The 15,342-nt window shown below is 60.2% G+C and carries 15 protein-coding genes and 4 tRNA genes; 10 read left to right on the top strand and 9 right to left on the bottom strand.

The features are described from left to right. The first annotated feature begins 34 nt into the window (after positions 1-34). The 5 genes from secG to C1722_RS04495 all read left to right on the top strand — a co-directional run bounded on the left by secG (position 35) and on the right by C1722_RS04495 (position 2,833). Entirely contained in the window at positions 35-286 is a 252-nt protein-coding gene (gene secG / locus C1722_RS04515) for a preprotein translocase subunit SecG (RefSeq protein ID WP_102378187.1), read from the top strand. 73 nt (positions 287-359) lie between these two features. Beyond that, positions 360-448: transfer RNA gene (locus C1722_RS04510), tRNA-Leu, on the top strand. Positions 449-537: 89 nt separating this feature from the next. Next, a complete protein-coding gene (locus C1722_RS04505; protein ID WP_102378186.1) occupies positions 538-1,446 on the top strand; it encodes a cation diffusion facilitator family transporter in 909 nt (302 codons plus the stop codon). A gap of 105 nt (positions 1,447-1,551) precedes the next feature. Then, a complete protein-coding gene (locus C1722_RS04500) occupies positions 1,552-2,244 on the top strand; it encodes an HAD family hydrolase (protein WP_102378185.1) in 693 nt (230 codons plus the stop codon). Between the two features lie 136 nt (positions 2,245-2,380). Next, positions 2,381-2,833 (top strand): 8-oxo-dGTP diphosphatase, encoded by a 453-nt coding sequence (locus C1722_RS04495; RefSeq protein WP_102378184.1) that lies wholly within the window; start codon positions 2,381-2,383, stop codon positions 2,831-2,833. A 99-nt stretch (positions 2,834-2,932) separates the two neighbouring features. On the opposite strand, the gene C1722_RS04490 is transcribed toward C1722_RS04495, so the two are convergent. Together C1722_RS04490 and C1722_RS04485 are read right to left on the bottom strand one after the other, a co-directional pair. Next, positions 2,933-3,006 (bottom strand) — tRNA-Cys (locus C1722_RS04490). 65 nt (positions 3,007-3,071) lie between these two features. Continuing rightward, a tRNA-Gly gene (locus tag C1722_RS04485) sits at positions 3,072-3,147 on the bottom strand. A 158-nt stretch (positions 3,148-3,305) separates the two neighbouring features. Between C1722_RS04485 and C1722_RS04480 the strand changes: the two genes are divergently transcribed. The 3 genes from C1722_RS04480 to C1722_RS04470 all read left to right on the top strand — a co-directional run bounded on the left by C1722_RS04480 (position 3,306) and on the right by C1722_RS04470 (position 5,499). Further along, a tRNA-Val gene (locus tag C1722_RS04480) sits at positions 3,306-3,380 on the top strand. 282 nt (positions 3,381-3,662) lie between these two features. Continuing rightward, positions 3,663-4,856 (top strand): GAF domain-containing sensor histidine kinase, encoded by a 1,194-nt coding sequence (locus C1722_RS04475; RefSeq protein ID WP_102378183.1) that lies wholly within the window; start codon positions 3,663-3,665, stop codon positions 4,854-4,856. Continuing rightward, complete coding sequence (locus C1722_RS04470; RefSeq protein ID WP_102378182.1) at positions 4,849-5,499, top strand: response regulator transcription factor; 651 nt, start codon at positions 4,849-4,851, stop codon at positions 5,497-5,499. The genes C1722_RS04475 and C1722_RS04470 overlap by 8 nt, the downstream gene beginning before the upstream one ends. Before the next feature lie 107 nt (positions 5,500-5,606). Here the strand turns inward: C1722_RS04470 and C1722_RS04465 are convergent, their stop codons facing one another. The 6 genes from C1722_RS04465 to C1722_RS04440 all read right to left on the bottom strand — a co-directional run bounded on the left by C1722_RS04465 (position 5,607) and on the right by C1722_RS04440 (position 11,339). Continuing rightward, complete coding sequence (locus C1722_RS04465; protein WP_102378181.1) at positions 5,607-6,506, bottom strand: 4Fe-4S binding protein; 900 nt, start codon at positions 6,504-6,506, stop codon at positions 5,607-5,609. 8 nt (positions 6,507-6,514) lie between these two features. After that, a complete protein-coding gene (locus C1722_RS04460; RefSeq protein WP_102378180.1) occupies positions 6,515-6,763 on the bottom strand; it encodes a chaperone NapD in 249 nt (82 codons plus the stop codon). Between the two features lie 20 nt (positions 6,764-6,783). Continuing rightward, on the bottom strand, positions 6,784-7,125 hold the full coding sequence (locus C1722_RS04455) for a ribonuclease H family protein (protein ID WP_102378179.1): 342 nt from the start codon (positions 7,123-7,125) through the stop codon (positions 6,784-6,786). 10 nt (positions 7,126-7,135) lie between these two features. Beyond that, entirely contained in the window at positions 7,136-9,691 is a 2,556-nt protein-coding gene (napA, locus tag C1722_RS04450) for a nitrate reductase catalytic subunit NapA (protein ID WP_102378178.1), read from the bottom strand. A gap of 86 nt (positions 9,692-9,777) precedes the next feature. Next, on the bottom strand, positions 9,778-10,368 hold the full coding sequence (locus C1722_RS04445; RefSeq protein WP_102378177.1) for a 4Fe-4S dicluster domain-containing protein: 591 nt from the start codon (positions 10,366-10,368) through the stop codon (positions 9,778-9,780). Between the two features lie 191 nt (positions 10,369-10,559). Continuing rightward, a complete protein-coding gene (locus tag C1722_RS04440; RefSeq protein ID WP_102378176.1) occupies positions 10,560-11,339 on the bottom strand; it encodes a teichoic acid transporter in 780 nt (259 codons plus the stop codon). A 250-nt stretch (positions 11,340-11,589) separates the two neighbouring features. Between C1722_RS04440 and C1722_RS04435 the strand changes: the two genes are divergently transcribed. Further along, positions 11,590-12,702 carry a TerC family protein gene (locus tag C1722_RS04435; protein ID WP_102378175.1) on the top strand — a complete coding sequence of 371 codons (1,113 nt, stop codon included), beginning with the start codon at positions 11,590-11,592 and terminating at the stop codon, positions 12,700-12,702. Between the two features lie 625 nt (positions 12,703-13,327). Then, positions 13,328-14,302, top strand: a complete 975-nt coding sequence (locus C1722_RS04430; RefSeq protein ID WP_244902444.1) for an endonuclease domain-containing protein — start codon at positions 13,328-13,330, stop codon at positions 14,300-14,302. A 122-nt stretch (positions 14,303-14,424) separates the two neighbouring features. Here C1722_RS04430 and C1722_RS04425 read toward each other — a convergent pair whose 3' ends face one another. Beyond that, complete coding sequence (locus C1722_RS04425) at positions 14,425-15,330, bottom strand: diacylglycerol/lipid kinase family protein (protein ID WP_102378174.1); 906 nt, start codon at positions 15,328-15,330, stop codon at positions 14,425-14,427. Between the last annotated feature and the right edge of the window lie 12 nt (positions 15,331-15,342).

The following is a 15,342-nucleotide window of genomic DNA, read 5'->3' as shown; positions in this document are numbered from 1 at the left end:
TGCAGAGAAGTACGGTTTTGAGGAGAGAGATACGTTGAACCCCTTGTTGATTATCACGCTGGTTTTGCTGGTTGTTTCGGGCGTCGGCTTGATCATATTCATCTTGTTGCACTCGGGTAAGGGCACCGGCATTTCCGACATGATCGCCAGCTCGGTCTACTCGACGCAAACGGGTACGAGCATCGTGGAGAAAAACCTTGATCGCATCACGATTATCTTCGCGGTTGTATTCCTGCTCTCGCTTTTGGTGCTCATGATCATCTATCCCCACGGAACTATCCGATAATAGTTGAAAAAAGTTCTGTACAACGGCTCAGGTTTTGGTAGAATATCCAACGTTGCTTTTGAGCAATGCATACGTCGGAGTGGTGGAACGGCAGACACGCTAGCTTGAGGTGCTAGTGCCCACATTACGGGTGTGCGGGTTCAAATCCCGCCTCCGACACCAGGAAATCGAAGGGAGTCTACGGACTCCCTTTTTCGTATAGTCAGGCAGTCCGAGCTGGTCTTGGACGCAACGGGCGAAAGGAAGGGATCATGGCGAGAACGGCGATGCTGGCAAAACCTCCCGTATCCGATCGCATGCGCTCGATTAGGCGCGTTTTATGGGTCATCCTGTTTCTGAACCTCGGTGTAGCGGCCGCCAAGTACCTGTACGGAGCAGCAACCGGCTCGGCCGCCATGCAGGCAGACGGCATCCATTCCGTATTCGACTCGGCGGGAAACGTCATAGGGCTTATCGGCATCGCGCTCGCATCGCGCCCCGCCGACGAAAGCCATCCGTACGGGCATGCGAAGTTCGAAACCTACGCGAGCCTCGCCATCGGCATCCTGCTGCTGCTCGCCGCCTTCGAGGTTGGAAGCAGCGCCGTCGTGAAGCTCGTATCGCGAAACTATACGGCCGATGTGACGCCGTTTTCGTTCGTCGTGATGATCGTGACGCTCTGCGTGAATCTCGGCGTCACGTTTTACGAGAGACGGCGAGGAAAAGAGCTTAAAAGCGAGGTCCTCGCAGCCGATGCAAGCCATACGCTGTCGGATGCGCTCGTGTCGGTGGGCGTCATCGTCGGGCTCGTTTTCGTGGCGCTCGGTTTTCCCGCGGCCGATCCGATCGTCGCGCTCATCGTCACCGTCGCAATCCTGGCGACCGCTTACGACGTGTTCAAGCATGCGCTCGCCACGCTTTCGGATCATGCGCGCATTCCCGAAGACGAGTTGAAAGCGTTCGTCATGGGAATTCCCGGCGTTAAGGAGGCGCACCGCATCCGAACGAGGGGCACCGAGGGCGAAGTGTACGTCGATCTGCACGTCTGCGTAGACGAAGACATGACGGTAGGCGCGGCGCACGACCTGAGCGAGCAGGTCGAAGATGCCATCAAGCTGCGTTACCCCCAGGTTATCGAAGTTCTCGTGCATATCGAGCCCGACGACGGCCACGAGGACTGAGCGCGGCCACGAGGACTGCGGGGCTCGGCGTGCTCCGATCGATCGAACGATGCGCGCATCGTTCGTTGCGGATTCGAACAACTGGTTGCGAGCGGAGGAGAAAGCGTGATCAAGACGGTGTTTTTCGATGTGGGCTCGACGCTTATCGATGCGGACCCCGATATCGACGGCGCCTTTCACGAGGTTGCCGTCCGACGCGGCCATGAACTCGAGCGGGCCGAGGTGAGCGTCCATCTTCCCGCTGTGAACCGCTTCTACGAAGAGGAGTATCTGAGGGACGGCGATTTTTGGTGTTCTCCCGAGGGGTCGGTCGAGATGTACCTCGACATGTACCGCTATCTCAGCCACCTGACGGGCTTGGGCCACGATGCCGAGGGGATAGCCCGGGAAGTGAACGAATCCTATTGCCGGCCGGCGCACTGGCGGATACTCGACGATGTCCTGCCATGCCTCAAGGAGCTGAAGAGACGCCATCTGAGGCTCGGAATCGTATCCAATTGGTCTTCGAACCTCGAGAGCCTTATCAGGGGCCTCAGAATGGCTCCGTACTTCGATGAGATCGTTTCGTCGGCCGATGTGGGATACCGCAAGCCCAATCCCATGATCTTCACCATCGCAATGGAGCGGATGGGCATCGAAGCGGGGGAGGCGGTTCATGTGGGCGACCGTCCCGATGCCGACGGTAGGGGAGCCGAAGCCGCGGGCATAAGGCCGATCATCGTCGACAGGGCGGGAGCTTGCGAGGACTGCGGGTATGCAACCGTGCGATCGCTCGCCGAGCTTGTCGAGCGCTTCTGAGCGCGCGTCGGCAACGGTTTCGCAAACGACGGGTAATCGGAGGATTGCGGATCGCCGCTTCGTCCGAAGCCGGGCGTAACGGTGGTATATTGAACGGAGGGCGGCTGACGGCCGCGTGCGACGAAAGCGTGCTGATATGGCGAGCGAACAGGCAATCGTAACCGTGCTGTGCATGGTGTACAAAGACGACGAGATTCTTCTGCAGGATCGCGTGGCCGAAAACTGGCCCGGGGTGACGTTTCCCGGCGGCCATGTCGAGCACGGCGAATCGTTCGTTGAAGCGGTGAAGCGCGAGATATGGGAAGAGACCGGTCTCACCATCGAGCACCCGCGTCTCTGCGGCGTCAAGCAGTTTCAGTCGGAAGACGACGAGCGCTATATCGCGCTGCTATTCAAGACCTCCGAATTCTCGGGCGAGCTCTCGTCGTCGGCCGAGGGTAAAATGCGCTGGATCAAACGCGCCGATATCGATTCGTATCCGCTTGTCCCCGATTTCAGGGAGCTGCTCGCCGTATTCGATTCAACCGAACTGCAGGAGTTCATGTACCGCACCGGCAAAGACGGGAACAGCTGGTTCGAGCTGCACTAGAGCGCGCGGGATCGTTCCGAAGCCGTCGACTGCCCGAGACGGCGGCAAACCGGCAAGGGCAGGGCATGAAAAAACGCCCGAAGGCGTTCAGGGAATTTCTGGAGGCGACGCCCGGATTCGAACCGGGGGTGAAGGCTTTGCAGGCCTCTGCCTTACCACTTGGCCACGTCGCCATGCGTGCGTCTTCATCGAAAAGGCCGGCCATACACAGTTATGAATGACCGGCCCGAATCTACGATGGAGCGGACGACGGGGTTCGAACCCGCGACCCCGACCTTGGCAAGGTCGTGCTCTACCAGCTGAGCCACGTCCGCAACGCAAGGAGATATGATACTGAAACCGACCACCGAGCGCAAGCCCTTTTTTTGAAAAATTCTCAGATAAGATTTTTCAAAATATCCTTTGCCAGAAGCGCTCAATCTGGTAGTATATCCATTCGCTGGTGCGCAACGCCTACGCGATGCGTCAAAGCGGGCGATTAGCTCAGGGGGAGAGCACTACCTTGACACGGTAGGGGTCAGAAGTTCAAATCTTCTATCGCCCACCATTGATATCGAAGGAGCCTTCACCGATCGAAGGCTCCTTTTCGTTTTCCGCCCAGTCGGCATCGCCGTCTTTGCCGCTCTGATTCTCTCGATGCCGCCGATGTAGAGCGGAAACTCTTACGCCGATTCGACGCCGGACTCGTGCGGAAGCGGGTTCGCCTGTCCGCGTTTTAGCGCGGCGGTCCGCCTTTTCGCCCGCACCGCGTCCGATCTGGTTGCATGCCGAGCGCAAGTGCTATCATGGAACAGGCAGAATAATCGGGTACGGGCACGGACGGGGATATATGGCTGCATCGAATTTTCCGGAAGATACGCTTGCCGGCGCTTGCGCCGAGTACACGCAGGCGGTGTCGAAGGTTTGCGAGCGCTACGGGTTCGACTTCGTCGCCATCGGGCTGACCGCCTTCGTCGGCGCCCCGTTGAAGTGGATATACAGCGCGGGAGCAACCGGCGAGCGCCATAAGCGCATCGTACTGGCCCCCGGTCACGGCATCGGCGGCATCGTCATCAAATCCGGTAAGCCCATGCTCTTCACCGACATCGACGAGGAGATCGACCCTCAGGAGTACTCTTCGTACCCTATCGTGTTCGCGGAGGACCTCCGGAGCTTCTGCGCCTTGCCGCTGAAGAAAGGCGGGCGCGTAGTGGGCTCGCTGCTCGCTGCGTTCCGTTCGGTCGACGAAAACCATGTCGATGTGTACCGGCGTATGATCGACGACCTCGATGGCACGATCTGCGACCTCGAGGTCGTATCCGAAGGCTTCATGAACTTCGAAAAGATCGTCGAAGAGAAACGCCCGGCCAAGAGCGATGCGCCGATACCCCATTCCGAGATCACCCGCATCATCGGTGCCCAGGAAGACGAACGCAAGCGGATTTCCCGCGAGCTGCACGACGGCATCGCCCAGGAGCTCTGGTCGGTATCGTTTTCCCTCAAGCGCCTGCACGGCATGGTGGGAAGCGAGCAGGAGTGCACCATTATCGACGAGGCGGGCTCCAACATCGAAAGAATCCTCGACGAGCTCCACAACATCACGGTCGAGCTACGGCCTTCGGCACTCGACCATCTCGGCTTCGCTTCGGCCCTTCGCTCGCAGGCTGCCATATTCGAAAAGACCTACGGAGCCGAAATCGTGTTCGAAGGCGATTTGACGACCGAGCGATTTCCCCAGGCTTTGGAAACGCAGGCCTACCGCATATGCCAGGAAGCCATCCTCAACGCCTGCAAGTACTCCGATTCCGATAAGATCCACGTTTCGATCGAAAACGCGGGCGGATGGCTCCATGTGAGCGTTTCCGACAGCGGACGCGGCTTCAACGTCGACAGTCCCGAGATACGGGGGTCCGGATGCGGGTTGCCGGGTATGAGGGAACGAGCCAATCTGATCGGCGCAACGCTGTCGATCGAATCGGGGGGAAACGGCACGACGGTCACGCTCGTCGCCCCCATGGGCATGGATGGGGGGTTGCATGATTAGGATCGTATTGGCCGACGACCACGAAATCGTCCGATCGGGTTTCAGGATGCTGATCGAACAGGATCCCGACATGGCGGTAGTCGGCGAGGCGGCCGACGGCATGCAGGCGTACGAAGTGGTGGCGCGCGAGAAGCCCGACGTGCTTCTCATGGACATCTCGATGCCGCCGGGACAGAGTGGCCTTGTCGCTTGCGAGCGCATTGCGAAAGACCATCCCGCAACGCGCATCGTGATCGTCACCATGTTCGCCGAACCCGAGTACCTGTACTTTACGCTGCGCGGCGGCGCTTCGGGCTATGTGCTCAAGAACTCGAGTTCCGACGAGCTTTTAGGAGCCGTCAAATCGGTTGTCGGGGGCGGAACCTACATCCACCCCAAAATGGCCGCGAGCCTTACCAAGCAGCTGTTCGCTACCGAGGGGGGCAAAGATGCCGATGCTTCCTACAAGAAGCTCTCGACGCGCGAGCTCGAGATCTTGCAGCTTCTGGCGAAAGGGTATACCAACAAGGAGATATCGGAGTTGATATTCCTTTCGGTGAAAACCGTCGAAGCCCATCGCAGCAAGATATATGCGAAGCTCGGCCTCAAGACGCGGGCGGATCTCGTCGCCTACGCGATGGCGCACAAGCTGCTCGATATATAGGGTGCCGGCCGCCGTACGAACGGCGGCGCACGCAAGGGAAAACACGGGAGCCGCTGTTATTCTGGCCTGCGTTTCCCCTCGTGGCGGACGGCGCTGCGGTTTTCCGTCTATCGGCTGCGCCTTGGACGGGCACGGTAATGATCGAGCCCCGGTTCGATCGAAAGCGCTTTCGCGGGGCAGGAGTCGACGCATTTTCCGCACACCATGCAGTCTCCCGCGCTCACGTACATCGCCTGCTCGAGCAGGATGGGATCGAGGATCTCGGGGTCGGCCAGGCATGCTTCTTTGCAGGCGTTGCAGTGGATGCAGGCCTTCGGGTCGATGCGCACGTTGAGAAATCCGAGCCGCCCTACCGCTTCGTAGAAGCCGCCGAGCGGGCAGAGGGCGCGACACCATACGCGATGGCTCCAGAACAGCTCGAGCACGACGATGGCGACAAGCACCCAGAGCCCGGCAACGCTTCCAAGGAGAATCCCCTTGTTCACGGCGCTGATCGGCGAGAACGCCTCGAACACGGGAACCGAGGTCACCGCGGAGGCGACGATGACCGCGAGCGCGATCCCGAGCTTGGCGTGGCGGGGAACGGTGCGCTCGGCAACCTTCAAACCGAGTTTCCCCCGCAGCCAGTCGACGCCTTCGAGCAGCAGGTTCACCGGGCATACCCAGCCGCAGAACGCCCTGCCCCGAACGGCTGCGTACAAAACGAGTATCGGCAGAGCGAAAAGCAGCCAGTCGAACGAGAAGCTTTTCGACGCGGCGGTTATCTGGAGCACGGCATACGGGTCGAGCAGATCGAGGCCCAGCAGGTGGGAAGACGAAAGCGTGCCGTACAAGGGCATGTCGGAGGGTGTGGGTACGGGATCGTCTCCGCCTTGGACGAGCCCGAACAGACCCCACCCGCTTGCGACAACGAGGGCCGCGAAGGCGATCAGCACGCCTGTTTGCACGATTCTGCGTGCGGTAAGCCAGCGTTTGCGGGGGGATCTGCCCGATGCTTCGGTACTCATGGTTCGCCTCAAGCCTTTCTGAGGCTGGGATCGTCTTCGAAGTTCGCGTAGACGAGGTTGATGTTCATGACGCCGTCGATCTCGATGAAGCTGCTTGCGACCGCATGCGAGGCGTCGACCGTTTCGGCTTCGATGGTCACGACGAGGCGGTTCTCCTCCCTGTTGTGGACCTCGACGCCGTCGATGGCGGCGAGGCTCTGCGCGATGGCGTCTTCGGTGCCCGGCACGGCGTCGACGACGAGGCTTGAGATAACCATGGGATGTTCCTTTCTGGCCGCTAGGCGACCGGATGGCAGGTGATGCACTCCGCGCGGATGGGGTCGAGCTCCTTGGAGTCGTAGCTCCCGTCGACGTAGTGGTCTTCGGGGATGATGACGGCTCCGGTCAGCTGGGGGTTGGCGAGCGATCCGTTGCCGTGGCATCCGTAGCACATACGGGAGCCGCCGCGCTCGAACTTGCCCTCGTGGTCTGCGGGCTGGAGGGCAGGCGCGCCGAGGGCGCCCGCTTTCGGATCCGAGGTGCCCGAGGGCGTGGCACCGCTTTCGGAGCATCCCGCGAAGAGGCCGAGCGAGCCGATGACGGCGAGGCACAAGCAGGTCGTGATAATGCGCTTTTTCATGATCGGCTCCTTAAACCTTTTCGATGGAGACGCAGGTCTTCTTGTAGTCCGGCTCCTTGGACAGCGGGCAGTAGTAATCGTGCACGGCAAGGTTGACGAGGGTCTCCTGCGCGAAGAACGGTGCGAACACGACTCCCGGTGCGGGCTCGGTACGGCCGGCTGTCGAGACGTGTATCTCGAATTCGCCGTGGCGCGACTTCACGCGCACGAGATCGCCGTCTGTCACGCCGAGCTTGGTGCAGTCGTCGGGGTGCACGTTGAGCTGCGCTTCGGGCAGTGCGCGGTCGAGTTCGGGAATGCGGCGCGTCATCGTGCCGGTGTGCCAGTGCTCGAGCAAGCGCCCCGTGCAGAACCAGAAGGGGTATTCGTCGTCGGGTTCTTCCGCGGGAGGTTCGTAGGGACGAAACACCACCGACGGCTTTCCTTTGGCGGTCTTGTAGAAGCTGATCCCGCCCGCGAGGCCCTCTTCGCCGTACTGGGCGATGCCGACTTCGTCGAAGCCCTCTTCCTGCGAGCCGTTGGCGAAGCGCCACATGGTGGGAAGCCACGTGCCGTCCACTTCTCGGACGGGCCAGGTGAGGCCGTGGTTGGCGAGGTACTCCTCGTAGGGGGCGAGCTGCTTCGCCTCCATCTTGAGCTTGCCCTCGAATTCTCCCGAGGCGTTGTCGTTGATGGCCTTCGCCTTCTCGTTGAGGTCGGGGTTCGAGAACGTCCGGTACTCCTCCCAGATGTCGATGTTGGTCTGACGCGAGTCGCCCTTGAAGTCGCCTGCCGATTTGTCCCAGATGAAGCCGAACAGCGTGTCGAACGCATCCCGGCCGTCGATCTGCTCGCCCTCGAGCACGCGGCTTGCAACCTGCAGGATGATCCAGAGGTCCCACTTGGCGTCTCCCGGAGGATCCACCGCCTTCTCGAACACGGCGGTACGGCGCTCCGCGTTGCCGAACTGCCCTTCGCGCTCGACCCAGAGCGCTGCGGGCAGCACGACGTCGGCATACTGGGTGGAAAGGGTGGGGTAGACCTCGTTCACGACGACGAACGTGTCGAAGACGCCTTTCTGGTCGCCGCGGCCGAGGAAGCGGGTGAGGTTGGGCATCGACTGCGCCCAGTTGTTGTGGGCCGACCAGAGGAAGTCCATGTTGCCCTTCGACATCTCGCGGAAGATCTTGACCGTATGGAAGCCCGGTTTCTGGATCTCGTCGAGGTAGCCCTCCGGCAGGTTCCAGATGGCCTCCGAATAACGACGGTGCTGCGGGTTGGCAACGAGGAGGTCGGCGGGAAGGCGGTGCGAGAACGTGCCCACCTCGCGCGCCGTGCCGCATGCCGTCGGTTGTCCCGTGAGTGAGAACGGGCCCGAGCCCGGCTGGGCGATCTTACCCGAGAGGAGGTGGATGTTGTAGATGTTGTGGTTCATCCAGGTGCCGCGGTTGTGCTGGTTCACGCCCATGGTCCACAGCGACATGACCTTCTTATCGGGGTCGGCGAACACGTCGGCGAGTTCCTTGAGGTCCTCGACGGCGACACCCGAAAGCTCGGAGGTGTACTCGAAGGTGTAGGGCTTGAGCATTTCGGCGTACTCGGCGAATTCGATGTTCCATACCTTGTCGACCGATTGGCCGACGTCGCTTGCATCGTAGCCGTCGTCGTAGGCGTTGCCGATGTTTTCGGTACCCGCTTTGAACTGCAGGTGATCCTCGACGAAATCGGCATCGTAGAGCTCGTTTTCAACGAGATAGTTGGCGATGCAGTTTGCGATGGCGAGATCGGTGCCGGGGTGGAAGACGAGCGTCTTGTCGGCGCTCGCGGAGGTGCGGGTGCGCAGCGTGCCGAGGTCGTAGTGCTTGACGTTCGGGTCGTTGAGCTTGCGCGCCGTGAGGCGCGAGTAGAGCACCGGATGGGCCTCAGCCATGTTGGCGCCCCAGGTGACGAACACGTCGGCATAGTCGAGGTCGGTGTAGCATCCGGCAGGCTCGTCGGTTTGGAACACGTTCATGAAGCCGACGACCGCGCTCGCCATGCAGAGGCGCGCATTCGGGTCGATGTTGTTGGAAAGCAGGCCCGCCTTCCAGAGCTTCGCGGTGATGTAGCCTTCGGTGATGGGCTGCTGGCCCGATCCCCAGAACGCAAGACGCGATTTATCGGCCTTCCATGTTTCCTTGAGCTTCGATGCCACGAGATCGAGCGCCTCGTCCCAGCTCGCCTCCCTCAGGCCGCCCTCGGTGCCCTTCGTCGACGAATCGTCGCGGATGAGCGGCGTCGTCAAGCGGTCCTCGCCGTAGAGCACCTTGGCGAGGTAGTAACCCTTGACGCAGTTGAGCCCTTTGTTCGATTGGTTGTCTGGGTCTCCGGTCACCGATACGAGGCGGCCGTCCTTCACTTCGCAGATAACGCCGCATCCGCACCCGCAGAAACGGCAGACGGCGCTGTACTTCTGGGTGTCCCCGCCCGAAACCGCGCTTTCGCTCTGGCCCGAACAGGCCACGAGCATGGAAAGCGAGCCGCCGGCTGCTGCGGTCGCAAGGGCGACTGCCGTCGCCTTCACGAATTCTCGTCTGGAAATCTCCATACCGCTTTTCCTCCCACTTGTCTTGTCTGTACGCTTTGTATGCAAACTCTGCTTCGGGCGATCCCCTCAGGCAGAGGAGATGCCCGTTAGGTCGAATCGCCGCGAACCACTTTGATGGCGACTTCCGGCTGCCCGATGACGCATCGTTCGACGCAGAGGCCGCAACCGACGCAGGCTTGCTCGTCGATGACCGGCGCGAACACGGAATGGATGGAATCGCCCTCGCGGAGGCGGTAGTCGATGGTGATGGCCCGATCGATGAGGGGGCAGGCGCGATAGCACACCTCGCAGCGCATGCCCTGCAGCGCGATGCAGAGGTCTTCGTCGATGACCGCATGCCCCATGTCGACGTCTTCGACCGCTGCGACGTCGCGCAGCGCATCGGTGGGGCACGCGGCGGCGCAGGGGAAGTCGTGGCAGAGCCTGCATGCCTGATTGCGCAGGTCGAGCGTCGGGGAACCGACGGCAGAACCCGCATCGGCGCTGGCGGGAACAAGCGCTGCGTAAGGGCAGGCTTCGATGCAGCGCCCGCATTTGACGCAGCGGGAAGAGAAGTCTTTCTCTCCCTGTGCTCCCGGAGGCCTGATGAGGCCGTCGGTCGGATGGGCGATGTAGGCGACGGCCTGAACGCCGAGCAAGGCCGCTGCTGCATATGGCAAGTATTTCGCGATACCCATGAAACCCCTCATTTCGTCTTATGCAATCGTGCATCCAGACGAAACCTCGGACAATCGGGGGTGTTACGGGTTTTAGGGAGTGAAATACCCCTTGCAAGGTAGGGATTATTACTATTCAAATATCAGCATAATAATGAACAGGGTAAAAAACAACAGGTTACCGAGATCCAGAAGAACCGTTTTGAATCGATTTAGCTGTACAAGCGTATTCCGACGTAAACGGCCGTGTCGGGGAGGCCGTCAACCGAATAGACGCCCGATAGCGGACAGGCGGACACCTGCCAGCTGTACGTATATCCGTCGATGTCGACCGTACCGGCCTGGAACGTATTGCCCGAACCGTCGACGCCGGAATCGCCGTAAGCAGACGAGTCGAGGCCCTCGGCTATGATGGCGTTCTGTATGGCTGCATCGATCGACCCGGAGGCGAAATCGGTGTATTTGAGACGGTAATCGGTTCCGCTCGAACGGTCGACGATCATTTCCCAGGATCCGTTGAGCAGCTTGGCAGCATCGGCTGCGGAGAGCTTGGTGATTCCCTGCAGGTACAGAACCCCCGCTTCTTCGAGGCTCACATCGCTCGGAAGTTTTATAAGGTCGAACCCGACCCCGGCAGCGGCGATCTCCTCGTCGGTCTTGTCGTAGACCGTGTAGCCCGCCTCGTCGAAGGACGCGCGTATGCCCTCGTCGTCGTAGGAAGTGAGACTTGGCAGCGAGGGGAGGTCGAGCGACACGTCGCGATTGAGGTTCTCCTCTACCGATGCGGCAGCGCGAGCCGGTGCGTTGACCACCACGTCGATGACCTTGAACCCGAAGTATCCGCCGATGCCGAGCGCGACGAGAAGAAACGCTGCGGCTATCAAACGCTGGGGCGCAGGCATGCTGAACGGTCGTGAAAGCCTGCTTCCGTCGAGATAGCGTACCGCATCGTCGGTATCAACGTACGAGGGCTTGTTGTCGTGCATTGCCATGGCTGTTTTCTCCTGAGGGCTTTTTGTACTTCGGGCATTATAGCATTGCGCAGCGACAATGCTCATGGTAGGATACTCCGCACCGTGGGGGAGTAGTTGGCATATATCCTATGCGGCACGTCAACATCCTGGGTAAAACCTGGCGTGTCTGAAATAACGAGACTCATGGCGCAGTGGAAAAACTGTGCCGGAGTCTTTTTTTATGACCGGATACGGCCCCGGCGCAGTACAGACGAGTAAAGGAGAACCTGTGGATCTATCGATCTTTACGACACCTGAGGCGTGGATCAGCCTCGTCGCGCTCATCTTCCTCGAGATCGTGCTCGGCGTCGACAACCTCGTGTTCATTTCGATCACGACGAACCGCCTTCCCGAGGAAAAACAGCATATCGGCCGTAAGCTCGGCTTGGCCGGCGCGCTCATCATGCGCATCGTCTTCCTCTGCTTCGCATCGTATCTGGTGCATATGACCGATCCGCTGTTCACCGTCGATCTCGGTGCGTATTCCCATGGGTTCTCGGTGCGCGATCTCGTATTGCTCATCGGCGGCGCCTACCTTATCTACAAGGGCATCGCCGAGCTGCGCGATATGCTCAGGCTTACCGAAATCAAAGCCGAGCATTGCGAGGAGCATAAAGCGCTTCATATGGTCACGTTGCCTCAGGCGGTGGGCACTATCATGGTCATGGACTTGGTGTTCTCCATCGACTCGGTCATCACGGCCGTCGGCATGGTCGATCAGCTCATCATCATGATCATCGCCGTCATGCTCGCCGTATTCATGATGATGATTTTCATCGATCCCATCTCGAACTTCATCAACGGTCATCCCGAGATGAAGATGCTTGCCCTCACGTTCATCGTCGCCATCGGCGCCCTGCTCGTGATCGACAGCGCGGGATTCCATACCGGCATCGAACTTCTGCACATGCCGCTTGAGAAGCTCATGGTCTACTTCGCCATGGTGTTCTGCATCGTGCTCGAGTTGATCCAAATGCGCTACAACAAGAATTACGCCGCCTGGAGGAAGGATCGCTGGATCGAGGATACCGCCAAGCAGGTCGAGCGCGTGCGTGAGGAAATGCTCGAGAAGATGGAGAAGGACAAGAAAGCCGTCGAAGAGGGTACCGTACCGACGCCGGCGTCGGTTATCACGCCGGTCATCATCGGCAGCAACGTCTACATCATGATGCCGGTGGACGGGGAGGATGCGACCACGTTCAAGGCCCTTATGGAGGCCCCCCACAAGGCGAACGTGCCGATGGACGCTCCGCTCGAGATCGAAGCCGAATACGTCGAGGTCGAGGACATCGATCAAAACGAGAAGCCCGAGGAGCCCGAGGAGCCGACTGCTGGAAAGTAATCGCCCCGCTGAAGCGTCCTGCCCGTTCTCGGCATCGACTTCGTTCAGAGAACAGACGGTGCGGGCGGCTGCCCGTATTGCTGCATAACACGCGCGCATAAAAGCGGCTGTCCGATGAGGGCGGCCGCTTTTCCGTGTGCGTGCGCATTCCCGACGAGCCGAGCTGGGCGCATCGCGGCGTTTCGGACGGTTGGAATCTCCGCCGACGCAGTGAGGCTTCCGCTTGAATGCACGATACGCGATGCGTGATGCGGCGGACGCGGTTCCGCTTTTTGGGCAACTCGATAGTCGAGCGGGAAAACTGACTGAGATTGACGGCTTGGTGGATTTTCATCGCCATGTTGCATCGTGCTCCTGAAAAAGAAATGGCAAAAACGCAGGTAGTGTCGTTTGACCGTACGCAGAGGTCATCCAATCCAGTGAAACATATCCACCAAGCCGTCAATCTCAGCCAGATTGTCAATGTGCCGCAACGGCACAGCCTGCGCCGGGCGCTTCACTCCGTCACGTACGACGATCGGCGTGAAGCGCGCATCGTGTAAGTCTCGGGGGAATTCGAATCGCCTTTGCCAAGGCGATTGCGCCGTGCTGTCCCGAGTGGTTTGGTTTATGGTACTGTTAAACCATGACTATCCTCGTAAGCCATACGTCTGCGCTTGAATACTGGAACACCGTCGGTGCGAAGTTTCTGCGCGACGGGGCATCGCGAAGAAAGGCGACCGAGGCGGCGCGCCTAGCGCTCGATTGCACCGATAAGCCCCGTCTCGAAAGCGGCAACCTTCGTCCGGGCGGATGCACGCTGCCGTTAAGCGTGCTGGTTGGCAATGCATGCGCACGGACGAGTACGAGCGCGATCGCAAGTCGATACGTTGGAGGAAAACTTCCCGACAACTCGTTCGCGGATGCGGGCAAGGGATTTCTTGTGAGCACGCCCGAATTTATATTCGTGCAGATGGCAACTCGGATCGGACTGGCAGAGCTCATTCGGCTCGGGTTTGAACTGTGCGGCACGTATGCCGAGAACGGCAAACCTGCATCCGGAGCCCGTTGCATGGCCCCGCTTACTTCCTCCGTAAAGCTTCGAGCTTTCCTGGAAGGCGCTCCGGAGGTATACGGAAAGAAGAAAGCCGCTCGCGCTCTGCGTTACGTTTTGGACGGATCGGCTTCTCCGAGGGAGACGGTGCTGGCAATACTGCTGAGCCTCCCGTACCGATTGGGCGGATTCGGGCTTGACGGGCTTTTGCTCAACTACCGTATCGATACGGGAAGAAGATCGCAATCGATGGCCGATCGAAGGTATTGCGTATGCGACCTTTACTGGCCGGAATCGAAGATCGCCGTAGAATACGATAGCGATCAGTGGCATACGGGTGCAGCGAGGATAGCGAGCGACGCGAAACGTCGTAACACGCTGCTGGCGCAAGGCATTCGCGTTGTCGGCGTGACGAGGGCGCAGCTCGACGACGTCGAGGAACTGCGGAAGGTCGCACGGTTGCTGGCGAAGATGATGGGCAGGCGGCTGCGGTGCATGAGCCCGGAGTCGGTAGCAGCCCACTACGCGCTCCGCGCCGAACTCCAGGTTTCCGTGCGTCCGGACTGAGGAATCCGCTGCGTGCGACCCTTGCGACGGAGCCGATCGGCTATCGGCCGGGCGCATGCGCCACCGCAAAGCGGTGCCTCTGAGGGGCCTTCGGATTGTCAGGCGCTCACACCGCCAAACCGTCAGGAGAACAGGTCGTAACCTTCGTCCGAGATGAAGAGCTTGGTGGCTCCTTTGAGGATGTGGGCCGAAAACGGTGTGGTCAGCTCGGTAGCCTCCCCGTCGTACTGAACCTGCATCGGGGGATCGGCCGACACCTCGATCTTCGAGCCGCGATGGATTTCGAGCGCGTCGCTGCGATCGGGAAAATCTCCGCCGCGGTCGAGCAGTCCCGCAACGACGGCAGGGATAAGCCCGAATGCGTTTTCAGCCTTGAGCACGACGACCTCGAACTCCCCGTCGCGCGGTTCGTTTTCGTGAGTGACCGAGATATCGAACTGGATCTTCGAGAAGTTCACGAGGAGGATGCCGAGCCCCTCGCGCTCGATCGTCTCGCCGTCGATGGTGAGCGTGAACCGGGAAACCTCGGGAAGGGGGTTCGTGATGGCGGCAGAAAAGTACGCCATGGGTCCCAGCAGGCGTTTGTTGGGTTTGGCGTCATGCATGATGGCCGCATCGTAGCCGGCTCCCGCCATGATGGCGAAGCCGAACGTTTTGCCCGCGACCTCTATTTCCCCGAGGTCGAAGTCGAGCGTCTGACCCGACTTGACGAGCTTCGCCAAAGCGTGCGGCTCGAGGGGCGAGGCGAGGTTGAGCGTGAGGATGTTGGCCGTGCCGGCGGGGAAGGGCAGGATGGGGATGCCGGTGTTGCGCAGTTCGTAGCAGACGGCGGCGACCGTCCCATCGCCTCCGCTCGCAACGACGGCATCGTAGGATGACGCATCTTCGAGCATGTCGGTCAGATCGGTTGTTCCGTCGGTCGAACGGATGCAGACTTCGTCGCCATCGGACACGAACGAGCGAACGAAGTCGTAGATCGCGCCTTCGCCGAAGCCGGATGAGAGATTGTTGACAATAAGCAGTTTCACAGATTCCCTTTC

The sequence above is a fragment of the Raoultibacter timonensis genome, from assembly GCF_900240215.1.
GTDB classification, from domain to species: Bacteria; Actinomycetota; Coriobacteriia; order Coriobacteriales; family Eggerthellaceae; genus Raoultibacter; species Raoultibacter timonensis.
Note: the sequence above shows the minus strand (reverse complement) of the source record. Positions and strands in the feature narration are given on the sequence as shown.